We start from the raw sequence: 21,973 nt of genomic DNA on the forward strand, positions 1-21,973 counted from the left end.
TCTCACGGACGTTCGACTTGAAAAGTTAAATAGATTTATTCTGACATAAGTAAGCATAAAAAATGCGAAAAATATTTTTCGGATTCTAAAAATTAAGGGGGATTTGGCATGGTTGAGAAGACAATCTTTGGAACAATGGAAGATGGCAGAGAGGTCAGCCGTTATACATTGACGAATCAGAATGGAGTTTCTGCATCCTTTTTAGATCTGGGTGCAATCTGGTCCATGATGCTGGTGCCGGATCGGAACGGAGAGATGGCGGATGTCCTGCTGGGACATGAAACAGTAGCAGACTGCCTGGTAAGCGATGGGCATCTGGGCGAGGCTGTTGGACGAAATGCAAACCGGATTGGCGGCGCGGTGTTTACGTTAAATGATAAAAAATACGAATTGACGGCGAATGATGGCCCGAACAACCTGCACAGCGGCATGGATTTTTACCGGAACCGTATCTGGGCGGCAGAATATGAGACGGGCGTTAATCAGGTTTCGTTTACACTGGAAAGCCTAGACGGCGATCAGGGATATCCGGGAAATGCCTCGATCCGTGTGACCTACACGCTGACAGATGAAAATGAAGTAAAGATTCATTACGAGGGGACCTGCGATCAGGATACCATTTTTAATATGACAAACCATGCGTATTTCAATCTGGCAGGCCATGAGAGTGGTCCGGCGCTTTCACAGATGGTTTACATTGACAGTGATGCGATCACGGCGGTAGACAAGGTGCTGATCCCGACCGGTGAGATCCGCAAGGTAATGGGGACTCCGATGGATTTCTCAGATTTCAAGCCGATCGGACGTGATATAGAAGCGGATTACGATCAGTTAAAACTGGGCGGCGGTTACGATCATAACTGGATTCTCAACCATGAGTCAGGCGTATTCAGTCTGGCGGCGGCTGCGATCGACGAGGAGAGCGGGCGCAAGATGGAGGTATACACCGATCTGCCGGGAGTTCAGTTCTACACGGGCAATTTCCTGGACGGACAGGTTCCGGGTAAGGGCGGCGTGAAGTATGCGAGACGCCAGGGATATTGCTTTGAGACTCAGTATTATCCGAACGCAGTCAACATGCCTGGATTTGCATCCCCGATCGTGAAAAAGGGCGAGAAATACGATACAACGACCAGTTACAAATTTATGACGGTTTAAATTTGTATTTGATTTGTGATTATTTTGACACAGGATAGAGATTGACATGAGTGAGACAAACAACAAGGGAGTAAAAGTGCTGGCATCTGCCAGCCTTTTATTTGTAACAATTATCTGGGGCAGCGCGTTCGTTGTGATGAAAAATTCGATGGAGGCGATCACACCTACATACCTTTTGGCGTACCGGTTTACGATCGCGGCGCTTGGGATGGCGGCTCTTTTCTGGAAACAGATCCGGGGAATGTCGATGCAGGAGTTTAAATGCGGCGCACTGGCGGGATTGTTTCTATTTATCAGTTATTATTTTCAGACGTATGGGCTGAAATACACGACCGCGAGTAAAAATGCGTTTATTACGACGTTATATGTGGTGATCGTGCCGTTTCTGGCATGGGCGGTTAATCATGTGCGCCCGAAGGCAAATAACCTGATCGCAGCGGGATTTGCTGTTGTGGGATTGGCGCTTTTATCGCTGAAAGGCGATCTGTCGGTCAATTTTGGTGATTTCCTGACGCTGGTGTGCGGCATCTGCTTTGCGGTTCATATGATTTTTCTGGATCGCTTCACGGCATACTGCACTCCGATTCGCCTGACGGTCATGCAGATGGGAACAGCGGCGGCGTGTTCGTGGGTGCTGGGGCTTCTCACGGAAGGAGCGTTCCATCCGGAAGTATTTACACTGCCGGGAGTAGCAGTTTCGATGCTGTATCTGGGACTCGCATCCAGCATGCTCTGTTTTCTGCTTCAGACAGTGGGGCAGAAATATCTGAGCGCCAGCACATCCTCGATTCTACTGTCGTTTGAATCGGTGTTTGGACTCCTGTTCTCTGTCTGGCTGCTGCATGAGGAGCTGACGGTGCGGATGCTAATTGGCTGTGCGCTGATGTTTGCGGCGGCGATTCTGGCGGAGTGGACGCCGAAGCGGAAAAGCAATTAGAGGAAATTAGGTTACTGGGCACGTATGCGTGAACAGTGACGAAATTAGTAAGATAGGAGCAGAACAACGTGGCAAAATCGTTATTTATAGCCGAGAAACCGAGCGTGGCGCGTGAGTTCGCAAATGCACTCAAGGTAAATGGACGATCGGTGGATGGCTATATTGAGTCGGAAAATGCGGTTGTGACCTGGTGTGTTGGACATCTGGTCACGATGAGCTATCCGGAAGTATATGATATGAAATATAAGCGCTGGAGTCTGGAGACACTTCCATTTCTCCCGAAAGAATGGAAATATCAGGTTATCGATAGCGTGAAGAAACAGTTTGGAATCGTGAGCGGTCTCTTAAACCGGGCGGATGTAGATACAATCTACGTCTGTACCGACTCGGGACGGGAGGGAGAATATATCTACCGCCTCGTCGCGCAGATGGCTGGCGTGCAGGGCAAGAAACAGAAGCGCGTCTGGATCGATTCACAGACGGAGGAAGAGATTCTACGCGGCATCCGCGAAGCGAAGGATCTGTCCGAATACGATCATCTGGCGGATTCGGCATATCTGCGGGCAAAAGAAGATTATCTGATGGGAATTAACTTTTCCCGTGCACTGACGTTGAAATATGGACCATCTGTTTCTAACTATATGCGAAGTTCTGACCGGACCGTGATCTCAGTCGGACGCGTCATGACCTGTGTCCTCGGCATGGTAGTCCGTCGGGAGCGGGAAATACGGGAATTTGTCAAAACGCCATTTTACCGCGTGATCGGTACATTTGGACCGGCAGGTATCTCGATTGACGGCGAATGGCGGGCGGTGGAAGGAAGCCGTTACTATGGAACGCCGTGTCTGTATAAGGAAAATGGTTTTAAGGAGCGAAAGGACGCGGAGGCGCTGATTGCATGTCTGTGGGAACGCGAGAATGGAAGCGAAAATTCGGGAGTCATGCAGTCAGAAGTCAGCGACGCAGAAAAAGCGGACGCGGGTTTAATGGGCGTATATAATACTTCGCAGGGAACCATTTTAAAAGTGGAAAAGAAAAAGGAAACCAAAAATCCACCTCTTCTCTATAACCTGGCGGAGCTCCAGAATGATTGTTCTAAAATGTTTAAAATCAGCCCGGATCAGACCCTGAAAGTGGTGCAGGAGCTGTACGAGCGAAAGCTGGTTACCTATCCGCGAACGGACGCGCGTGTGCTTTCAACGGCGGTGGCGAAGGAGATCAGCAAAAATATCGGCGGTCTGACGCAATATGAGCCGCTGGCGGCATTTGCATCGGAGGCGATGCAGGCAGGGCTGTGGAAGAACATAGCAAAAACGCGTTATGTCAATGATAAGCAGATTACCGATCACTACGCAATCATACCGACCGGACAGGGACTCGGCGCGCTGCGAAGTCTCCCGGAGTTGAACCGCAAAATTTACCAGGTGATTGTGCGCCGTTTCTTAAGCATCTTTTATCCGGCGGCGGTTTACCAGAAATATGCGGTTGAGATTGAGGTAAAAAGTGAACATTTCTTTGCCGGTTTCAAGGTATTGAAAGAAGCGGGATATCTCAAAGTGGCGGAAATTCCGAAAAAGAAAAAGGACACTGCCGGGGAAAGTGTCGGCAGAACGAACCGCCTTGAACCAGGTATAGATGGAAATGATGCGGAAAATCCGGCAAGAGAAGCAGATGGAACAGACAGCAGCCAGCCAAAGGTAATTGACGCGTCCCACCCAGAGTTTATCCAGATGCTGGAACAGCTCAAAAAGGGGATGAAAGTGTCACTGGATGATTTGCAGATCAAAGAGGGCGAGACATCTCCGCCGAAGCGTTATTCCTCCGGTTCGATGATTCTGGCGATGGAAAATGCCGGTCAGCTTATCGAAGACGAAGAGCTGCGCGCCCAGATCAAGGGCAGCGGCATCGGAACGAGTGCAACCCGCGCGGAGATCCTGAAAAAGTTGTTCAACATCAAATACATGGCGCTCAACGAAAAAACGCAGGTCATCACGCCGACCTATCTGGGAGAACTGATTTATGAGGTCGTACACACCTCCATGAAGCAGCTTCTCAACCCAGAGCTGACGGCAAGCTGGGAAAAAGGTCTGACCTATGTGGCAGAGGGAAGCATCACACCGGATGAATATATGCAGAAATTAGAGCGCTTCGTTATCGGACGCACCTACAATGCGGTTCATATGGGAAATACATATGGGCTGCGGCCGGCATTTGATGCGGTTGCTGTGTTCTACCAGAATGCAGGGAAAGAGAAGAAATTGAATTTCAAGAAAGGCAATGATCATGAAAAAAGAAGAAATGAAAATCACAGAATTATATGATTTAACCCATACGCTGGCTTCAGATTATCTGAAACAGTTTACCTACCCGTGGGAGGCGCTGGCAGATCTCAGTGATTTTATCATCGAATTGGGAAATAGTTTGGATCCGGAAGAATATGAGAAACGTGGTGAAAACATCTGGGTTCACAAGACAGCGAAGGTATTTGACAGCGCTTATCTGCACGGACCGGTCATCGTCGGCAAAGACGCCGAGGTGCGCCACTGTGCATTCATCCGCGGCAGCGCCCTGATCGGAGAAGGTGCAGTAGTCGGAAACTCTACCGAGCTTAAAAACGTCATCCTGTTCGATAAAGTACAGGTACCGCATTATAATTACGTCGGAGACTCTATCTTAGGCTATAAATCCCACATGGGTGCCGGTTCCATCACCTCCAACGTAAAATCCGATAAACTTCTGGTGGAAATCCACGCCGAAGACGGCAAGATCAAAACCGGACGCAAAAAAATCGGCGCCATGCTCGGTGACAACGTAGAAGTAGGCTGCGGCTCTATCCTAAACCCGGGCAGCATCATCGGACGCGGTACCAACATCTATCCGCTTTCCAGCGTGCGCGGCGGGGTAGATGCAAACTCTATCTATAAGAAGCAGGGAGAAGTTGCTAAAAAGGAAGAGTCCTGTTTTGCGTCCGAATCACAAATACCTATTTTCACCGGTTCTCTACACTAAATGAAACACATCCACCAGCAAAATCTCCGCCAGTCCATAATAAGTCACAACCGCTACCAGATCATTCACCGTCGTGATAAGCGGACCAGACGCAACTGCCGGGTCAACCTTCAGCTTGTGAAACAGCATCGGCACCAGTACGCCGACCAGGCTGGAGATCACCATCGCGGTCAGAAGAGAGATGCCGACACAGCCGGAAAGTGCAAAAGAGAAGAAAAGACTCTTCTGCTTCATAATATGGACAAAAATGCCGATCACGACGAATGAAGCCGAACCGAGCAGCAGTCCATTTAAAAATCCGATTCGCATTTCCTTGAATACAAATCCCAGCTTCTGCATCGCGGAGATGTCCTCATCCATCAGGACACGGATGGTGACAGCCAGAGACTGGGTGCCGACATTGCCTGCCATGTCGAGGATCATCGACTGGAAGCAGATAAGAAGGGCGATACGGTCAACGATCGGTTCGAAAATACCGACTACCGAGGAAACGCCCATGCCGAGGAAGAGCAGCAGCACCAGCCACGGGAGACGTTTTTTCAAACTCTGCAACAGTGGTTCGTGCAGATCCTCTTCCGAAGTAAGACCTGCCAGCTTTGCGTAGTCATCACCCATCTCGTCGTCGATCGCCTCGGCGATGTCCTCGTAAGTGATGGCACCGATGATCCTATGGTTCCGATCGAGTACTGGGATAGAATCCTCGCTGTAATCGATCAGCTCTTCCATACAATCCGAAGATTTCTCATCCGCGTACACATACGGATAGGAGGTACTGATAATGTCCTCCAGCTTCATGTACTCACGGGCAGTGATTAAATCTTTCAGCTCGATCGCACCGAAATAGCGTCCATTTTCGTCTTCGACGTAGATGGTGTCGATGTTGTCGTTGTCCTCCGCCTGGGAGATCAGATGGCGCATTGCCTGCTTGATCGTACAGTTATTGGGAATGACGATGTAGTTGGTCGTCATCCGGCTACCGATCTGTTCCTCATCGTAGGAAAAGATCAGGTGGATATCATCCTTAGATTCCTGATCCATGCGCGCGATCAGGGCTTCTTTTTCCTCCGAATCTAAATTTTCGAGGATATCGACCGCCTCATCGGCATCCATCTCTGCCAGAACGGCTGCCGCCCGGTCAAGTCCCAGCTCATGCAGATAAGGCGCCGGTTCATCGAGATAGGTGAAAATCTCTGCCGTCATTTCCAGAGAGAGAATATTGTAGAGGCGTTTCCGGGTCGCAGTGTCCAGTGTTTCCAGAACCTCGGCAATATCGTTTGCATGGTAATTGTCGAGGTCATCCCGGATCACGCTTGCCGGTTTTCCGCTGCGGATGATCGCGCGGATATTTTCTTCAAAATTAGCATTATGCTCTGCGGTTGCGGCGATCGGAGCCGTTTCCGGGGAGCTTGTTTTCTTTTCGTCCATTTCTGGAGTCTGATTCATATTTGGTTCCCTCGCTTTCTGTCGTTCTATTTAATGCCGTTTGGGACGTACAGGGCGAGCAGTGCGGGGATAAAAAAATCCACCGCCAGTCGGGAACGGGATGAAATGCCGCAGATGGCAGTTTCAAACCCGCGCCAGGGCGATGGACAAATATATATGAAAACCAATCGTGCCGGGAAACGTTCAGCACTGAATCACCAGCCTGTTAAAGCAGGCGGAAATGTGCTGCCAGACAGCCCGATTCACACTCAAAAAGACCCTGCGGCAGACCAACAGTCTGGTACGCATGGTTGGAATTCATAGTTTGATTTTGCCCATCGCGACGACTTCGCCCGTTGCTGTCACAACTGTCCATGTGGTTCTCCTTTCTGAATTTTTAAAAATTGCAGTTTTATTAAAGCACGGAATTTCGTGAAAGTCAAGCCGGATTTTCCAGCACCCGGATGCCTTTTAAGATAAAGTCCTCTGTCAAGATTGCCATCTGTTCTGTGGATTCCTTCATGCCGCTTTCGATCCAGTACTGAACGGTACCGACACAGCCGGAAACGATAAAGGCGGAAAATGCCGCGAGCGTATCCGGATCGCTGAAACATTTGAGATCCAGCCAGCCTTTTAAACATTTTTCGCTGACAATGCGTTTCAGGCGGTTGACAAAATTCAGATCACCGTTTTCTCCTATTAGAATAGAAACAATCTCTGCATTTTCCTGTACAAGAGGAAATAGTTCTGAGAGTGCGAGGGAAGGGCGCGCTACCAGTTCGGGAACGGGATGGTGCGTCAGGACAGACTCAACCTCCTCGACCAGTTCATTTTTGATCTGATCCATCAGGTCAAAGACATCTTTATAATGAAGATAAAAGGTGCCGCGGTTGATGTCAGCCATCTCGGCGAGTTCGCGCACCGTGATATCCTGAATTTTTTTTTCTTTGAGGAGGCGGGTTAAGCATTCTTTTAACTGGCGTCTCGTCTTTCGTACACGCCGGTCGAGTATTTCTTCTTTCATAGTGACTTCCTTTCTGAACGTTTCCAGACAGGGAAACGCCGTATGACTGTGTATCGGAGGCTGTGGATGAAGGGAGTGTTAAAAATAAGTAAAAATGGGCACACCAGATACAAAAAAAACGAACATAATGTGATAAAATGTTGATTAAAATACAACTGACGTAAAAATGATTATTGTATTCATTCGAACAACTTAGTATAATGCATTATAGTTCAAAAATGAACAAATGTCAATTAAACAGACATGAGTTGTATATGCTCTATTTTAGATGTAACTGTTCACTGCGAAGAAGTCTTTTGTATGGAACGTTTCACAGACGGCAGGAGTGGCTGACAATCGGGAAAGGAACGGCTATGAGAACCTGCAGCATATGCGAAAGCAAAAGGAAATAGATACGAAGGTGGAATCTGGTATGAAAAATTTTGTCATTACAATCGGAAGAGAGTTTGGAAGCGGCGGTCATAATCTGGGGCAGTCTCTGGCAAAGGAACTGGGAATTCCCTGTTATGACCGCCATCTGATAGAGGAAGCAGCGGTGTGCGGCGGATTTAAGATGGAAGAACTGGAAGAGGCGGACGAGATGAAGGCGAACCGTTTTCTTTTTAAGGTTCCGGCCAAGTGCAATCCGTTTACCGGTTATGGAAAGCCGATGAATGATACCTTGTTTGTCGTACAGTCCCAGTTGATCCGGGAGTATGCGAAGAAAGGTTCATGCATCATCGTGGGACGCTGCGCTGACAAGATCCTGGAGGAGACAGAAGGGCTTATTTCTCTATTTATATATGCCCCGATGGAGGCGCGCGTGAAGGAGATTATGCGGCGTTACGAGACAGATGAAAAAGAAGCTGAATACCTGATCAAACAAGCGGATAAAATACGGAAAAATTATTATAATTTTTATGCAAAAAAGACATGGGCGGATAAAGCAAGTTATGATATGCTGATTGACAGCAGCCGGATCTCGGAAAAGGAGCTGGCGGCGATGCTCCGGGCACTTTTAACGGCACGGGGAGTGGAACTGGAAACAGATGGATCCGATCAATAAGCATAAAGAAGAGTGAGGACAGCGTATGAAGGACAGAAATTTGTGGATGAAGAAGGAAGAAAAGCGGACGGCGCCGGGGTTAAAAAGGGCGCTGAAAGCGGTTCTGGGACATAAGATAGTACGGCTGGCAGGAATCGCAGGAGTAAGTCTCCTTTTCTCAGCGTCTGCCGCCCAGACAGTGCTTGCGGATGATGCGGGTGTCTGGCAGCCGGTGGAGAATGGTTATTATCTGGTGGGAATGGACGGTTCTTACCTGACGGGCTGGCAGCAGATGGGCGGAAAATGGTACCTGCTCGGAGCAGATGGTTTGATGAAAACGGGCTGGGAGCAGGAAAATGGAACCTGGTATTATCTGCAAGGGGACGGCGCGATGGCGACCGGCTGGCAGAATATCGACGGAAAATACTATTTCCTGAAAGACAGCGGCGCGATGGAGGGAACGACCTTCACAAAGGATGAGACGCAGTATACGATCAACGCGGACGGCAGCCTGGCGAACGCCAAAAAGAAGAAAAACACGGGCGGCGGCGCGTACACGCTGGCATTTCTGGATGCAGATACCCAGGCGATGGCGGACAGCTTAAATGAGCTGAAGGCGGACGCGTTTGACGGGGATGAGGAAGAAGATTACTATGACGATGACAAAAAAGATTACGATAAAGATGCCAGCTTTATTTTAAATGGAAAATTACAGCAGATCGCCGAACACCGTCTGGCGATGGCACGCAGTAAGGGCTATGGAAGCAGCCGGATCCCGGATGAAGGCACACTTGATGATTACCTTAAATCCATCGGGGAAAGCACTGCGAGACGTCATACGGAGATTTACCTCATCAACTGTGACGATGTGACGCAGGCAGAAGAAAAGCTTCTGCGTAATCACGACAGCGATGAGAAAAAGCGCGTGGACCGGGTGATTTATTATAAGGAAATGGGTGTTGCACATCAGCAGGTCGGCGATAAGCATTATTATATGATTATTTTGATGCGGTAAGGAGCGCAATCATTGTATGACAGGAGCAAGCAGGCATGAAACTGAAATTTTTACATAAACGCAAAGAAGAAAAACAGACGGAAGAAGAAGCCTTCTCCCTGCCGAAATTTATCATTGAGCGGAGCAGGGCGATCGAGATTGTCTTTCTGGTTCTGGTGCTGATATCAGCGCTCATGGCGCCGTTTGTCGAGATCAACTATGATCTGACGGAATACCTGCCGTCGACCGTCCAGTCCAAACAGGGACTGGACCTGATGGAAGAGAAATTCGGCTACCCCGGCACGGGGCGCATCATGATTGATGATGTTTCGCTTTATGAGGCGAAAGCCTACAAGGATAAAATAGAGGCGTTGGACGGAGTCGATCAGGTTATGTGGCTCGATACATCGACCAGCGTATACGCGGCGGACGCATTTATCAACTTTAATAGTGTTGATGAGTATTACAAGGATAATACGGCGGTTATGGATATTGTTTTTGTAAACGGCGACACGGATAAGAGGACGTCCCAGACGATCGATGAGATCAAGGACATTCTCGGAGACAAGGGACATTACGTCGGCATGGCGGTTCAGAATAAATCGCTGCAGGAAAATGTTTCGAGCGAGATGAAGCTGATTATGACGCTGGCGGTCGTGGTTATTTTCCTGATTCTGACCGTGACGACGAACTCCTGGTTTGAACCAGTGCTGTATCTGACGGTCATGGGCGTGGCGATCGTCCTGAACAAAGGAACGAACCTGTTTATCGGGCGGATATCCTTTTTGACGAACAGTGTGTCGGCGGTCCTGCAGCTCGCCTGCTCGATGGATTATTCGATTTTCTTAAGCCACGCGTTTGCGAGGGAAAAGGCAAAGGGACTGGATCAGATGACCGCGTTAAGCAACGCGATCAATGAGGCATTAAACTCCATTTTCGCCAGCAGCCTGACGACGATCGTCGGATTTATCGTTCTGTGTTTTATGAAGTTTAATATCGGATTTGATATGGGACTCGTGCTGGCAAAAGGTATTGTCCTGAGTCTTCTGACAGTGGTGTTTTTTATGCCGGCGATGATTCTGCGTATGACGCCGATGATTGAGAAAACATCCCATCGTTCGTTCCTGCCGTCGTTTGATAAGCTCAGCCACGGTATCTACAACAGCCGCCGCATCGTGCTGATTCTGATTGCGGTGCTGGTGATCCCGGCATACACGGCGCAGAGCATGAACGATTTCCTCTACGGAAATGACGCGGTCGGCGCCAGCGAGGGAACGACGGTATATGAGGATGATGAGCTGATCACAGCGAAATTCGGACGAAGCAATATGATGATGGCAATCGTGCCGGATACTTCTTTTATCAAGGAAAAACAGTTCACGGATGAGCTGGAAGACCTGCCGTACATGAAGAGTGTAACGTCCTTGTCCGGGCAGCTCCCGGAGGGCGTACCGGAAGATTTCCTTCCGTACAGCATCACAAGCCAGTTACATAAAAAAGATTATGCGAGAATCCTTATTTACGTTAAGAGTAAGGGCGAGAGCAAGTTGGCGTACCAGTGCTCGGATGAGATCCAGGCGATCATGAAGAAATATTATCCGGAAAATTCGTATCTGGTCGGCACAACACCGTCCACACAGGACATCCAGACGACGATCACGAAGGATTACAGCCGTGTCAATGTGATGTCGCTGATCGGCGTATTTGTGGTTGTCATGTGGAGTTTTAAATCACTGATTATTCCGCTCCTTATCATGATTCCGATTGAGGTCGCGATTTTCGTCAATATGGCGGTACCGTACATCGTCGGAGACACGATGATTTTCATTGGCTACATTATCGTGAGCTGTATCCAGCTGGGTGCGACCGTCGATTATGCGATTCTGACGACGAACAATTATCTGGAATGCCGCAAGACGATGGATAAAAAGGAAGCGGCGATCGGGGCGCTGAATCTTGGTATTCCGGCGATTCTGACATCCGGTTCGATCCTGACCTGTGCCGGATATATTGTATACAAGGTATCGAGTGTCGCGGCGATCGGCGATCTGGGACATTTGATTGGACGGGGGGCTCTGATTAGTATGCTTTTTGTCTGCTCCCTGATGCCGGCATTTCTGGTATTGTTTGATCATATCCTGATGCAGAACGAATTTGAGAGGATTCATCTGTTTTTCAAAAAACGGCGCGAACGCCGCCATGCCCGTATGAAACGGGCGGCAAGACGCGTGGCTGGTGCCGTGTGGAAAGGGAAAAAGCCTCTGGTGGATTCAGTTACGTCGAAAAGAAAACAATTCGAAGCTGAAACGAAAGCGCTGGAAGATACAGAAATGACAGAGACGGGCGGTTCTCAAGAGAAAACAGATTCCGATGCGGAGGCGCGGGAGAAACACAGAAGAAAGCTCCGGCTACTCGGAAAAGTGAGAGAACGAAGAAAAGACCGGAAACGGAAGATGACAGAAAAAAGGGAGGCTGGAAGCCATGAAGAAGATCATTAGAAGAGGAGCGGCGGCGACGCTGGCAGCGGTTACGCTGGTAACGAGTGCGGCAGTTCCTGTCCGGGCGGCTGCACCAAGAGTTCAGGTAGATGAAACGATGTATGTCAATCTGGACTATTATGGAACGGCAACGCAGATCAATGTGGTCAAAGGCTGTACCACGAATGGACTGACCGAATATACCGATTATGGTACCTATGACAAGGTGGTCAACATGACGGACGACACGGCGCCGGAAATTGGCGATGGAACCGTCACATGGAAACTGCCGGAGAAGAATTCGCGTTTTTATTATCAGTGTACGATGCCGAAAAACAGCGTCGATCTGCCGTGGACGTTTGACGTTTCCTATAAACTTAATGGAGTGGAGGCGGATGCATCCAAACTGGCGGGGGCGTCTGGTCTGGTTGAGGTCAATGTAAAGGCGACCCCGAATGAGAAGGCGAAGGCGTATTACAAAAATAATATGGTGTTGACCGTGCTTGTGCCGGTTGATATGGAGAAATGCTATAGTGTCGATGCGCCGGGCGCGCAGGTGCAGTCGGTTGGAAGCTATCAGGCGGCAATGTTTGCGGCGCTTCCGGGCGAGGACGGCGATTTTACAGTCCGGGTCGGCACGGATAATTATGAGAATATCGGAGTCATTATGATGATGGTTCCGGGGACTCTGGATGAGCTGAACCGCATCAAGGATCTGAAAGAGGCGAAAGATACCTGGCGCGAGGATGGAAACAAGATGTATGACAGCATGAATGCGCTGTTAAAGACGATGGAATCCATGAAGTCGGATGTTTCCGGCGTGAAGGGCGGTCTGGCAAATCTCGATCAGGCGCGTGGAACCGTCAGTGCGAACCGGAAACAGATCGAGGCGCTCTCGACACAGGCGCTTGCCGATCTGCAGGCGGTCACGGATCAGACGACGGTCATGATTCCGTATTTACAGACGGCGCGCGATGCGGTGACGGATATTAACAGCAACACACAGGCGCTTTCCAATACGATGGAAGATATGCAGGATGAACTGGATCGCCTGTATGACCGCCTGGGAAGTCTGAGCAAATCGCTCCGGTCGGCTTCGGATGAATTAAATAAGGGTCTTGTCAGCCAGCAGACGCAGGATGCGATCGAGAAAGATATTGTCCAGCGGACGGCGGAAGTCCAGAAAATTTTGGAAGAACTCGATAAACTTCTGGGACAGGGAAATACCTCCCTGGCGGTGACAGAACAGGGGATTGGAAGCCTGAATCAGAGTTTAGCCACGTTAGACGGCATGAAGCTGAAACGGATCCGCAAGATGAAGAGTGCGGAGAAGGAAGAGGCATCTGTATCGTCGGAGGCGGCATCTGGAGACGGAAATGGTCAGACAGCGGGGGCGGCTGGCAGCGCAGATATCACGGATTCTGCAGGTGACGCCGATCATGCAAAAACTACGGGTTCTGCAAATACCACGGATGACGCGGAAATGGCAGCAGGCGCTTCGGCCTCTGGCTCAGCAGGAACAGAAAGCAAAGATTCGGCTGAACAGGAAGCAGCGGGCGCAGGTTCAGCGTCTGGTGCAGCTGGTAACCAGGCGGAAAAAGCGGCTGAATCAGCGACAAAGACGGAAGACAAGGATGCAGAGGTGAATGCATTTGGAACCGAGGTTTCTGCGGGAGCCCTGACAGCCGGACCGTCCGGCGAGCCGGGAAGTGGCGGTGTCAATGATGCGAGCTGGGAAGATGAGATTGGCAATGCAGAAGATGATGTAGAGGAGGCGCTGGAGTCTCTGTCAGCGACTACTTATTCTGCGGATGCTGCAAGTCTGGTGGAAGAGACGAAGGGCATTTTCCAGAAAGTGGAGCAGGCGCAGAAAACTGCGAAAACGATTGTGAATAAAGTGAATGGTGCGTTCAAGACGGCGGGAGATATTACTGGCAAGACGGGTTCGACTTTATCGGCGCTCAGAAGTTCGACCGATGAACTGATTAATTTGCTGGATGATATGCGGGTCCTGATTGACACAACGGATAAATATGTGCCGACGATGCTGGATTCCCTGTCTGATTCGGAAGAACTGATGAACCGGCTGACCAGGGCGCTTTATACCACACATGATATGCTCAGTCTTTTGAATGACACGCTGATTTCGGCAGGTGATTCGCTGGATGCCGGAACCAAGGCAACGCTGCAGGGCATGGAGAAGATTCTTGATAAGAACCTGACTATGATCGATCAGCTTGCGGCGGTTCGGGAAGCGGGGGAAGACATGAAGAGTACGCTCGATGAGCAGATCGATAAGTTTGAGGATGAGAACAACTTCCTGAACATAGATCCGGAGGCGGAGAAGATTTCCTTTACCTCCTCGAAAAATCCGTCCCCGAACAGCGTGCAGATCGTCCTGCGGACCGATGAGATCAGCGATGATGATGAATCAACCGATATCTCCGATCAGGAGGCAGACGGCAGCAGTGAAGAAGGTCCGTTAAAACGGATGTGGAATGTGCTGGTGGCGATCGTGAAGGCGATTATTGAGATATTCCAGAATCGGTAAAAGATGCAGAATAAAAATAGATAAGAAAAAGAACTGCCGCATCAGCAAATGATTTGCTGGGCGGCAGTTCTTTTTAGTGGACCAGACGGGAGTTGAACCCGTGTCCAAAAACCAATTCCCTGTTCTTCTACTATCATAGTCCGTTCTTTGACATTCCCTCTATCCTGCGGAAACGAACATCCTCAGAACTTCAGTAGTTCCTGATACGCCTGACAGTCCGGAACCCGCCTGTCATCGTTTCTCACATATTCGATGCCAGATTCTTAAAGTGTGAGTGCTCTAAGGCTGACAACTGCCAAATTAGGCAGCGTATGCTAATTTGTTGTTAGCGTTTAATTTTAAGTTTGCCATTTAACGCATCGCATGCGGATAGCTTCACCAGCTTCATGATCCCTGTCGAAACCGGTACTGGCCCTTATATTTAGATCCTTATTATCATACCATGAAAGAGGCGGTCTGTCAATGTAGTGAAAACTCAAGAGAAAAATATCTTGACAAAATAGAAACAGCTGATATAATCGAGACTGTAATGATGAACCAGAAACGGGTTTATCTATATAAAGAAAGTGTTGAGAAGACCAGTAGGATTGTGGAACTGGACAGAGAACGGCGTCGCAGGAAAAGCCTGAAATAACAGAGGCAGGTGGCTGTGGGTGGAAGCGTCGGACAGGAAAACAAATCTGAATACCAGCTTTGAATGTCCCTTAATCGGGAACGGTGATTCCGTTATCATCAGAATGAAGTGGAATCGATCCGAACGATCGATTCAATAAGGGTGGAACCGCGATTTATCGTCCCTTAGTCAGAAACATCTGGCTAAGGGACTTTTTTGTTTTATAGGAAATTGCGTCCCATGAAACAAAAAACGCTCCGCGGGATGCGCACTCGCGCGAAGAAGCAACATGTCGCAAGCGACCGTGCTCGGCGCGAGAATGTGCCAAGACACATTCTTTTTTGGTTCTTCTGGTCAGGAAGCTTTTATTATTTCAGAACGAAAAGGAGAAAAAAGATGAAGATCACATTAAAAGATGGCTCTGTCAAAGAATATGCGAGTCCGATGTCCATCATCGACATTGCAAAAGACATCAGCGAAGGTCTGGCGAGAGTGGCATGTCTGGGTGAGGTTGACGGTAAGGAAGAAGATCTCCGTACCGTGATCGACCATGACTGTCAGTTAAATATCCTGACTGCAAAGGATGAGAAAGGTCTGGCAGCTCTGCGCCATACCGCCAGCCATGTAATGGCACAGGCTGTAAAACGCCTTTACCCGGAGACAAAACTTGCGATTGGACCGTCCATCGCAGACGGTTTCTACTATGATGTCGATCCGGCTACTCCTCTGACTGCAGAGGATCTGCCGAAGATCGAGGCAGAGATGAAGAAAATCATCAAAGAAGCACTTCCACTGGAGCGCTTTACTCTGCCGAGAAATGAAGCGATCGAGTTCATGAAGGAGAAAGAGGAGCCGTACAAGGTAGAATTAATCGAGGATCTGCCGGAGGATGCAGAGATCAGCTTCTACCGTCAGGGTGATTTTACTGACTTATGTGCAGGACCTCACATGATGAACACCAAGGGTGTTGGTAAGGCATTTAAGCTGATGAATCTGGCAGGCGCATACTGGAGAGGCAGCGAGAAGAACAAAATGCTGACCCGTATCTATGCGACCGCATTTGCAACCAAAGAGGATCTGGAAGCATACATCACAATGATGGAAGAGGCAAAGAAACGTGACCATCGTAAACTGGGCAAAGAACTTGGCCTGTTCATGATGCACGATGCAGGTCCGGGTTTCCCGTTCTTCCTGCCGAAGGGCATGGTACTGAAAAATACCCTGCTTGATTACTGGAGAGAAATCCATAAAAAAGCTGGTTATGTAGAGATTTCCACTCCGATCATCCTGAATCGCAAGCTCTGGGAGACTTCCGGACACTGGGATCATTACAAAAACAACATGTATACAACTGTGATCGATGAAGAGGATTACGCAATTAAACCAATGAACTGTCCGGGCGGCGTTTTGGTATACGCTTCTGAGCCACGTTCCTACCGTGATCTGCCGCTGCGTATGGGTGAGCTTGGTATCGTTCATCGTCATGAGAAATCTGGTCAGCTTCATGGTCTGATGCGTGTACGCTGTTTCACACAGGATGATGCACATATCTTCATGACACCGGAGCAGATCAAGGACGAGATCAAGGGCGTTGTACACCTGATCAACCAGGTATATTCCCTGTTTGGGTTCAAATATCACGTAGAGCTGTCCACCCGTCCGGAAGACAGCATGGGAAGTGATGAAGATTGGGAGATGGCAACCGAAGGCTTGCGTTCCGCTCTGGAAGAGCTGGGACTGCCGTATGTGGTAAACGAGGGCGATGGCGCATTCTATGGACCGAAGATCGACTTCCATCTGGAAGATTCTATCGGAAGAACCTGGCAGTGTGGTACCATCCAGCTTGACTTCCAGCTTCCACAGCGATTTGAATTAGAGTACACCGGAGCAGACGGCGAGAAACATCGTCCGATCATGATTCACCGTGTTGTATTTGGTTCCATCGAGCGTTTCATCGGTATCTTGATCGAGCACTTCGCAGGTGCATTCCCAACCTGGCTGGCACCGGTACAGGTAAAGATTCTTCCGATCTCTGACAAATACGCAGATTACAGCAAGGAAGTTCTGGACAAGCTGACTGAGGCTGGCATCCGTGCAGAGATGGATACACGTTCCGAGAAGATCGGCTACAAGATCCGCGAGGCACAGACCCAGAAGATCCCGTACATGCTGGTTGTTGGACAGAAAGAGGAAGAAGAGAAGACCGTTTCCGTCCGCAGCCGTTTTGCGGGTGACGAGGGCGCAAGCAGTGTAGAGAGCTTCATCGAGTCCATCCAGAAGGAGATCGAAGAGAAAAAACTGCGTGAGACTGTGAAAGCAGACGAAGCTAAATAATTTTGAAAAATTAAAAAATCAGGCAGACGCATCTGTGAGATAAAATCATGGATGCGTTTGTTTTAGTTTACACGAATAAATCCAAAAAAGAAGCAGATACTACTCCTGAATCTAAAAACCAGTAACTGTTCACAGGCAGGAATTTTCTGAACTGAAAATTCCGTATGATACAGTTCCGGATGCAGATTTTGCCGATTTGGAATGCGTAGTATCGGTAAAATCCCGTTACTGGTCATACATGTGTGAACAGCAACGAAAACCATGACACATTGAAAAGCGTATCGCTGAAAAGTTTGATGGCTGGATGCCGGAGGAGACTTTCGGTGATGCATGTCAGAAAACAGGAGGAAAAATCATGACAAAACTGGATTGTAGTGTAACCGGATGTATGCACAATGCGGAAAACTGCTGCTGTAAAAATACCATTCTGGTAGAAGGAAAGACGGCGCAGGATAAATGCGATACCTGCTGCGGCAGCTTCGACGAGAAGAAAGGCGGCACATTCCGCAACCTTTTTAAAACACCGGAGAACCGTCTCGAAGTAGAGTGCGAGGCAACGAACTGTGTTTATAATACAGACCGCCGGTGCAGCGCGGAACACATCGGAATCACCGGAGGCAATGCGACGGTTTCTATGCAGACGGAATGTTCGAGTTTCCAGAAACGGTGACTCTGATGCGGTTTTCTTTTTAAATAGAAGAAAGCCTGCATAAATATTCGAAATAAAAAATGCCGCCGGATATGGAAGATTCTGTCAGGAAGGAAGCAAAACCGGGCAGAGGTAATGATATCCGGCGGTAGTTTTTTGTATGTCCGTAAATGTATTTGCGTACGTTGCCGTCATTCGCGCAACACGTGAACCATATTTAAAAATCATTTGTAAATCTTCTCAAAAATCTTCTCAAAAATCTCGAAAAAACCGGTTGACATTCCAAAGAAACCATAGTATACTAACAAAAGTTGTGAGGAAACAACTTCACGAAGACAGGAAAGCAGGTTATCTACCTCACCTCAGCACGAGCAAGTGACTGTGGGTTCATAAATTTGAGAAATTTCCTATATTGGATTTCCTATTATGAGTAAGTGGATGGTCTGTACTGTTCACTTATTTTTTTTGACACTGAATCAACCAAAATCATCACATATCATGGGGGTGCACGGCTATTAGCGAGTTAATGATTAACGAACAGATTAGAGACAGAGAGGTTCGTTTGATTGGCGAAAATGGAGAGCAGCTTGGAATCATGTCCGCAAAGGATGCTTACAAGTTAGCGAAAGAAGCGGAACTGGATTTAGTAAAGATTGCTCCGACTGCGAAGCCGCCGGTCTGCAAGATTATCGATTACGGTAAATACAGATACGAGCTTGCAAGAAAAGAAAAAGAAGCTAAGAAGAAACAGAAGGTAATCGAGATCAAGGAAGTTCGTCTTTCCCCGAATATCGATGAAAATGACCTGAATACCAAGATGAACAATGCGAGAAAATTCCTGGAAAAAGGCAATAAAGTAAAGGTTACACTTCGTTTCAGAGGTCGTGAGATGGCACATATGTCAAAGACAAAGTATATCCTTGACGATTTTGCAGAGAAGCTTGCCGATATCGCAGCCGTTGATAAACCGGCAAAAGTAGAAGGAAGAAGTATTGTACTGTTCCTTTCTGCGAAACGCTAGATATAAGGACATAACTATTATTAAGGAGGACTACACCATGCCTAAAATGAAAACAAGCAGAGCAGCTGCTAAACGTTTTAAAACAACCGGAACCGGAAAGTTAGTAAGAAATAAAGCTTACAAATCCCACATCTTAACTAAGAAATCTACAAAGAGAAAAAGAAATCTTAGAAAAGACATCGTTACTGATGCTACAAACAGCAAGGTAATGAAGAAGATTTTACCGTACTTATAAGATTCGAGGATTAAGAAGGAGGAAATAACCGATGGCAAGAGTAAAAGGCGGATTAAACGCTAAAAAGAAACACAATAGAGTATTAAAGCTGGCAAAGGGTTACAGAGGCGCACGTTCCAAACAGTACCGTGTAGCTAAGCAGTCCGTAATGAGAGCTCTTACAAGCTCCTATGCTGGTCGTAAAGAGAGAAAGAGACAGTTCAGACAGCTGTGGATCGCTCGTATCAACGCAGCAGCACGTATCAATGGTCTGTCCTACAGCAAGTTCATGTACGGCTTAAAGCAGGCTGGTGTTGAGATGAACCGCAAGATCCTTTCTGACATGGCTATCAACGATGCAGAAGGTTTCGCAAAACTGGCAGAGCTGGCTAAGTCCAAACTTGCGTAAGCAAAGAGCAGTGCGAAAAAAAGAAGCCACACACAGAAGCGTTGTGTTTACACAAAAGCAGCTGTGTGTGGCTTCTTTTTTTCATAGGGCGAATGCCCGACAGCGAGGAAAAACGAAGTTTTTTCGAGCTGCTGCACTGCGGACTAGAAAGACGTGACACACAGAGGCGTTGTGTTTACACAAAAGTAGCTGTGTGTGGCTTCTTTTTTTCATAGGGCGAATGCCCGACAGCGAGGAAAAACGAAGTTTTTTCGAGCTGCCGCACTGCGGACTAGAAAGAAGTGACCAAGAAACTTTTTTCCTCCAGCCGCCCCACGCGGCGCAGAGGAAAGCTCCCTGACATCAGCAAAAATCACAACCCACATTTCCACGATATAGAATTTACTTATGAAATTATATTAAAAAAACTATCCAGAAATCGAGAAACTTGTGGTATAATGGATAAAAATATGGCTGTAAATTATTTAATCAGCCAGGTCGCAGATAGTTGACTCATAATAAAAGTGTATTGGGAGGTATCTTTAGAATGGCAAATGAAAAGAAAAAGCCGGTTAAGATCGTGGAAACTGTCCTTCGTGACGCGCACCAGTCTCTGATTGCAACCAGAATGACAACGGAGCAGATGCTTCCGATCATCGGAAAGATGGATGAGGTTGGATATCATGCAGTAGAATGCTGGGGCGGTGCGACATTCGATGCCAGCCTTCGTTTCCTGAAGGAGGATCCGTGGGAGCGCCTTAGAAAGCTGAGAGATGGTTTTAAGAAGACAAAACTTCAGATGCTGTTCCGCGGACAGAATATTCTGGGTTATAACCACTATGCAGATGATGTGGTAGAATATTTCGTACAGAAATCAGTTGCCAATGGTATTGATATTATCCGTATTTTTGACTGTTTAAATGATATCCGCAACCTGGAGACAGCGGTAAAGGCAGCCAACAAAGAAAAAGCACACGCACAGATAGCGCTGAGCTATACACTGGGTGATGCATATACACTGGATTATTGGAAAGACATTGCAAAGAGAATCGAGGATATGGGTGCTGATTCCCTGTGTATCAAGGATATGGCAGGTCTTCTGACCCCATACAATGCAGAGATCCTTGTGAAAGCGCTGAAAGAAGCAGTTGATCTTCCGATTGATATCCATACGCATTACACCTCCGGCGTCGCATCCATGACGTACTTAAAGGCAGTGGAAGCGGGCGCTGACATGATCGATACCGCGATGTCTCCATTCTCGATGGGAACGAGCCAGCCGGCGACCGAGGTTATGGTTGAGACCTTCAAAGGTACTCCGTATGATACCGGACTGGATCAGGAAAAACTGGCGGAGATCGCAGATTACTTCCGCCCGATGCGTGAGGAAGCGTTAAAGAGTGGTCTGATGAATACCAAGGTTCTGGGCGTTGACATCAATACCCTGCGTTATCAGGTTCCGGGCGGTATGCTTTCCAACCTGGTTTCCCAGCTGAAAGAAGCGCGCGCAGAGGATAAATACTACGATGTACTGAAAGAGATCCCGAGAGTCCGCAAAGACTTCGGTGAGCCGCCGTTAGTTACTCCGTCTTCCCAGATCGTTGGTACACAGGCTGTATTAAATGTCCTGATGGGCGAGCGCTACAAGATGTTCACAAAGGAATCCAAGAAACTTCTGATGGGCGAGTTCGGACAGACTGTAAAGCCGTTCGACAAAGAAGTTCAGAAGAAAGCAATCGGCGATGCAAAACCGATCACCTGTCGTCCGGCAGATCTGATCGAGCCGCAGCTTGAGAAGATTGAGGCGGAGATGAAGCAGTGGAAGCAGCAGGATGAGGATGTCCTGACTTATGCACTGTTCCCACAGGTAGCAAAAGAGTTCTTCGAGTCCCGTCCGGCAAAGAAACCGCCGGTTGAGAAACGCGAAATCCTGAAAGCGGCTGCGCCGGAAGTAAAGAAAGCACCGGTGTCCACTGAGGAGATGGATGGAAACGGCATCAATACCTGGGCTGGAAGAAAAAGCGAGTCTTACCAGATCTAAGCTAAAAAGAATTTAAGGATTTTGAGCCAAAAGGAGTGCCAGAATCGGTAGAGTGTACCGGGTTGGCACTCCTTTTTTATTTCATAGGAAATACGTCCTATGAAACAAAAAAACGCT

Annotated in this window: 16 protein-coding genes and 1 other RNA gene; 14 read left to right on the forward strand and 3 right to left on the reverse strand. The window is 48.2% G+C overall.

All coding sequences use genetic code 11. The features are described 5' to 3' along the window. The first annotated feature begins 108 nt into the window (after nucleotides 1-108). The 4 genes from QVO97_RS00095 to QVO97_RS00110 all read left to right on the forward strand — a co-directional run bounded on the left by QVO97_RS00095 (nucleotide 109) and on the right by QVO97_RS00110 (nucleotide 5,104). On the forward strand, nucleotides 109-1,158 hold the full coding sequence (locus tag QVO97_RS00095) for an aldose epimerase family protein (protein WP_022358421.1): 1,050 nt from the start codon (nucleotides 109-111) through the stop codon (nucleotides 1,156-1,158). A gap of 46 nt (nucleotides 1,159-1,204) precedes the next feature. Continuing rightward, nucleotides 1,205-2,095, forward strand: coding sequence for a DMT family transporter (locus QVO97_RS00100; RefSeq protein WP_022358422.1), 891 nt, complete (start codon nucleotides 1,205-1,207; stop codon nucleotides 2,093-2,095). A 68-nt stretch (nucleotides 2,096-2,163) separates the two neighbouring features. Then, complete coding sequence (locus QVO97_RS00105) at nucleotides 2,164-4,416, forward strand: DNA topoisomerase (RefSeq protein WP_022358423.1); 2,253 nt, start codon at nucleotides 2,164-2,166, stop codon at nucleotides 4,414-4,416. Then, entirely contained in the window at nucleotides 4,379-5,104 is a 726-nt protein-coding gene (locus QVO97_RS00110) for an acyltransferase (protein WP_022358424.1), read from the forward strand. The genes QVO97_RS00105 and QVO97_RS00110 overlap by 38 nt, the downstream gene beginning before the upstream one ends. On the opposite strand, the gene mgtE is transcribed toward QVO97_RS00110, so the two are convergent. Then, nucleotides 5,096-6,547 carry a magnesium transporter gene (gene mgtE / locus QVO97_RS00115; protein ID WP_022358425.1) on the reverse strand — a complete coding sequence of 484 codons (1,452 nt, stop codon included), beginning with the start codon at nucleotides 6,545-6,547 and terminating at the stop codon, nucleotides 5,096-5,098. The genes QVO97_RS00110 and mgtE overlap by 9 nt on opposite strands. A gap of 418 nt (nucleotides 6,548-6,965) precedes the next feature. Beyond that, on the reverse strand, nucleotides 6,966-7,550 hold the full coding sequence (locus QVO97_RS00120; RefSeq protein WP_022358427.1) for a TetR/AcrR family transcriptional regulator: 585 nt from the start codon (nucleotides 7,548-7,550) through the stop codon (nucleotides 6,966-6,968). Nucleotides 7,551-7,962: 412 nt separating this feature from the next. Between QVO97_RS00120 and QVO97_RS00125 the strand changes: the two genes are divergently transcribed. From QVO97_RS00125 to QVO97_RS00140, 4 genes are read left to right on the forward strand one after another with little or no spacing between them, the layout of a single operon-like run. Next, entirely contained in the window at nucleotides 7,963-8,595 is a 633-nt protein-coding gene (locus QVO97_RS00125) for a cytidylate kinase-like family protein (RefSeq protein ID WP_022358428.1), read from the forward strand. 25 nt (nucleotides 8,596-8,620) lie between these two features. Beyond that, nucleotides 8,621-9,589 (forward strand): surface protein PspA, encoded by a 969-nt coding sequence (locus tag QVO97_RS00130; protein ID WP_022358429.1) that lies wholly within the window; start codon nucleotides 8,621-8,623, stop codon nucleotides 9,587-9,589. A gap of 35 nt (nucleotides 9,590-9,624) precedes the next feature. Then, nucleotides 9,625-12,066 (forward strand): efflux RND transporter permease subunit, encoded by a 2,442-nt coding sequence (locus QVO97_RS00135; RefSeq protein ID WP_022358430.1) that lies wholly within the window; start codon nucleotides 9,625-9,627, stop codon nucleotides 12,064-12,066. Continuing rightward, on the forward strand, nucleotides 12,050-14,596 hold the full coding sequence (locus tag QVO97_RS00140) for a hypothetical protein (protein ID WP_022358431.1): 2,547 nt from the start codon (nucleotides 12,050-12,052) through the stop codon (nucleotides 14,594-14,596). Before QVO97_RS00135 ends, QVO97_RS00140 begins: the two co-directional genes overlap by 17 nt. Nucleotides 14,597-14,670: 74 nt before the next feature. On the opposite strand, the gene ssrA is transcribed toward QVO97_RS00140, so the two are convergent. Beyond that, nucleotides 14,671-15,011, reverse strand: a transfer-messenger RNA (tmRNA) gene (ssrA, locus tag QVO97_RS00145). Nucleotides 15,012-15,605: 594 nt separating this feature from the next. On the opposite strand from ssrA, the gene thrS reads away from it, so the two are divergent. The 6 genes from thrS to QVO97_RS00175 all read left to right on the forward strand — a co-directional run bounded on the left by thrS (nucleotide 15,606) and on the right by QVO97_RS00175 (nucleotide 21,856). Next, the gene (gene thrS / locus QVO97_RS00150) at nucleotides 15,606-17,543 is read left to right on the forward strand and encodes a threonine--tRNA ligase (protein ID WP_022358432.1); all 1,938 of its coding nucleotides are present in this window, start codon (nucleotides 15,606-15,608) and stop codon (nucleotides 17,541-17,543) included. Between the two features lie 355 nt (nucleotides 17,544-17,898). Continuing rightward, the gene (locus QVO97_RS00155) at nucleotides 17,899-18,213 is read left to right on the forward strand and encodes a DUF1540 domain-containing protein (RefSeq protein ID WP_022358433.1); all 315 of its coding nucleotides are present in this window, start codon (nucleotides 17,899-17,901) and stop codon (nucleotides 18,211-18,213) included. 505 nt (nucleotides 18,214-18,718) lie between these two features. Beyond that, nucleotides 18,719-19,213 (forward strand): translation initiation factor IF-3, encoded by a 495-nt coding sequence (gene infC, locus QVO97_RS00160; protein WP_107000016.1) that lies wholly within the window; start codon nucleotides 18,719-18,721, stop codon nucleotides 19,211-19,213. A 37-nt stretch (nucleotides 19,214-19,250) separates the two neighbouring features. Next, a complete protein-coding gene (gene rpmI, locus QVO97_RS00165; protein WP_022358435.1) occupies nucleotides 19,251-19,448 on the forward strand; it encodes a 50S ribosomal protein L35 in 198 nt (65 codons plus the stop codon). A 31-nt stretch (nucleotides 19,449-19,479) separates the two neighbouring features. After that, on the forward strand, nucleotides 19,480-19,836 hold the full coding sequence (rplT, locus tag QVO97_RS00170; protein ID WP_022358436.1) for a 50S ribosomal protein L20: 357 nt from the start codon (nucleotides 19,480-19,482) through the stop codon (nucleotides 19,834-19,836). A 526-nt stretch (nucleotides 19,837-20,362) separates the two neighbouring features. Then, nucleotides 20,363-21,856 carry an oxaloacetate decarboxylase subunit alpha gene (locus tag QVO97_RS00175; protein WP_022358437.1) on the forward strand — a complete coding sequence of 498 codons (1,494 nt, stop codon included), beginning with the start codon at nucleotides 20,363-20,365 and terminating at the stop codon, nucleotides 21,854-21,856. Nucleotides 21,857-21,973: the final 117 nt, after the last annotated feature.

The sequence above is a fragment of the Clostridium sp. CAG:43 genome, assembly GCF_000434655.1.
GTDB lineage: Bacteria > Bacillota > Clostridia > Lachnospirales > Lachnospiraceae > Otoolea > Otoolea fessa.

Bases quoted from the DNA above. Each gene is read 5' to 3' on its own strand.
- QVO97_RS00095 (WP_022358421.1), top strand. From the start codon at position 109: ATGGTTGAGAAGACAATCTTTGGAACAATGGAAGATGGCAGAGAGGTC.
- QVO97_RS00100 (WP_022358422.1), top strand. From the start codon at position 1,205: ATGAGTGAGACAAACAACAAGGGAGTAAAAGTGCTGGCATCTGCCAGC.
- QVO97_RS00120 (WP_022358427.1), bottom strand. From the start codon at position 7,550: ATGAAAGAAGAAATACTCGACCGGCGTGTACGAAAGACGAGACGCCAG.
- QVO97_RS00130 (WP_022358429.1), top strand. From the start codon at position 8,621: ATGAAGGACAGAAATTTGTGGATGAAGAAGGAAGAAAAGCGGACGGCG.
- QVO97_RS00140 (WP_022358431.1), top strand. From the start codon at position 12,050: ATGAAGAAGATCATTAGAAGAGGAGCGGCGGCGACGCTGGCAGCGGTT.
- QVO97_RS00155 (WP_022358433.1), top strand. From the start codon at position 17,899: ATGACAAAACTGGATTGTAGTGTAACCGGATGTATGCACAATGCGGAA.
- infC (WP_107000016.1), top strand. From the start codon at position 18,719: ATGATTAACGAACAGATTAGAGACAGAGAGGTTCGTTTGATTGGCGAA.
- QVO97_RS00125 (WP_022358428.1), top strand. From the start codon at position 7,963: ATGAAAAATTTTGTCATTACAATCGGAAGAGAGTTTGGAAGCGGCGGT.
- QVO97_RS00175 (WP_022358437.1), top strand. From the start codon at position 20,363: ATGGCAAATGAAAAGAAAAAGCCGGTTAAGATCGTGGAAACTGTCCTT.
- rpmI (WP_022358435.1), top strand. From the start codon at position 19,251: ATGCCTAAAATGAAAACAAGCAGAGCAGCTGCTAAACGTTTTAAAACA.
- thrS (WP_022358432.1), top strand. From the start codon at position 15,606: ATGAAGATCACATTAAAAGATGGCTCTGTCAAAGAATATGCGAGTCCG.
- mgtE (WP_022358425.1), bottom strand. From the start codon at position 6,547: ATGAATCAGACTCCAGAAATGGACGAAAAGAAAACAAGCTCCCCGGAA.
- QVO97_RS00135 (WP_022358430.1), top strand. From the start codon at position 9,625: ATGAAACTGAAATTTTTACATAAACGCAAAGAAGAAAAACAGACGGAA.
- rplT (WP_022358436.1), top strand. From the start codon at position 19,480: ATGGCAAGAGTAAAAGGCGGATTAAACGCTAAAAAGAAACACAATAGA.
- QVO97_RS00110 (WP_022358424.1), top strand. From the start codon at position 4,379: ATGAAAAAAGAAGAAATGAAAATCACAGAATTATATGATTTAACCCAT.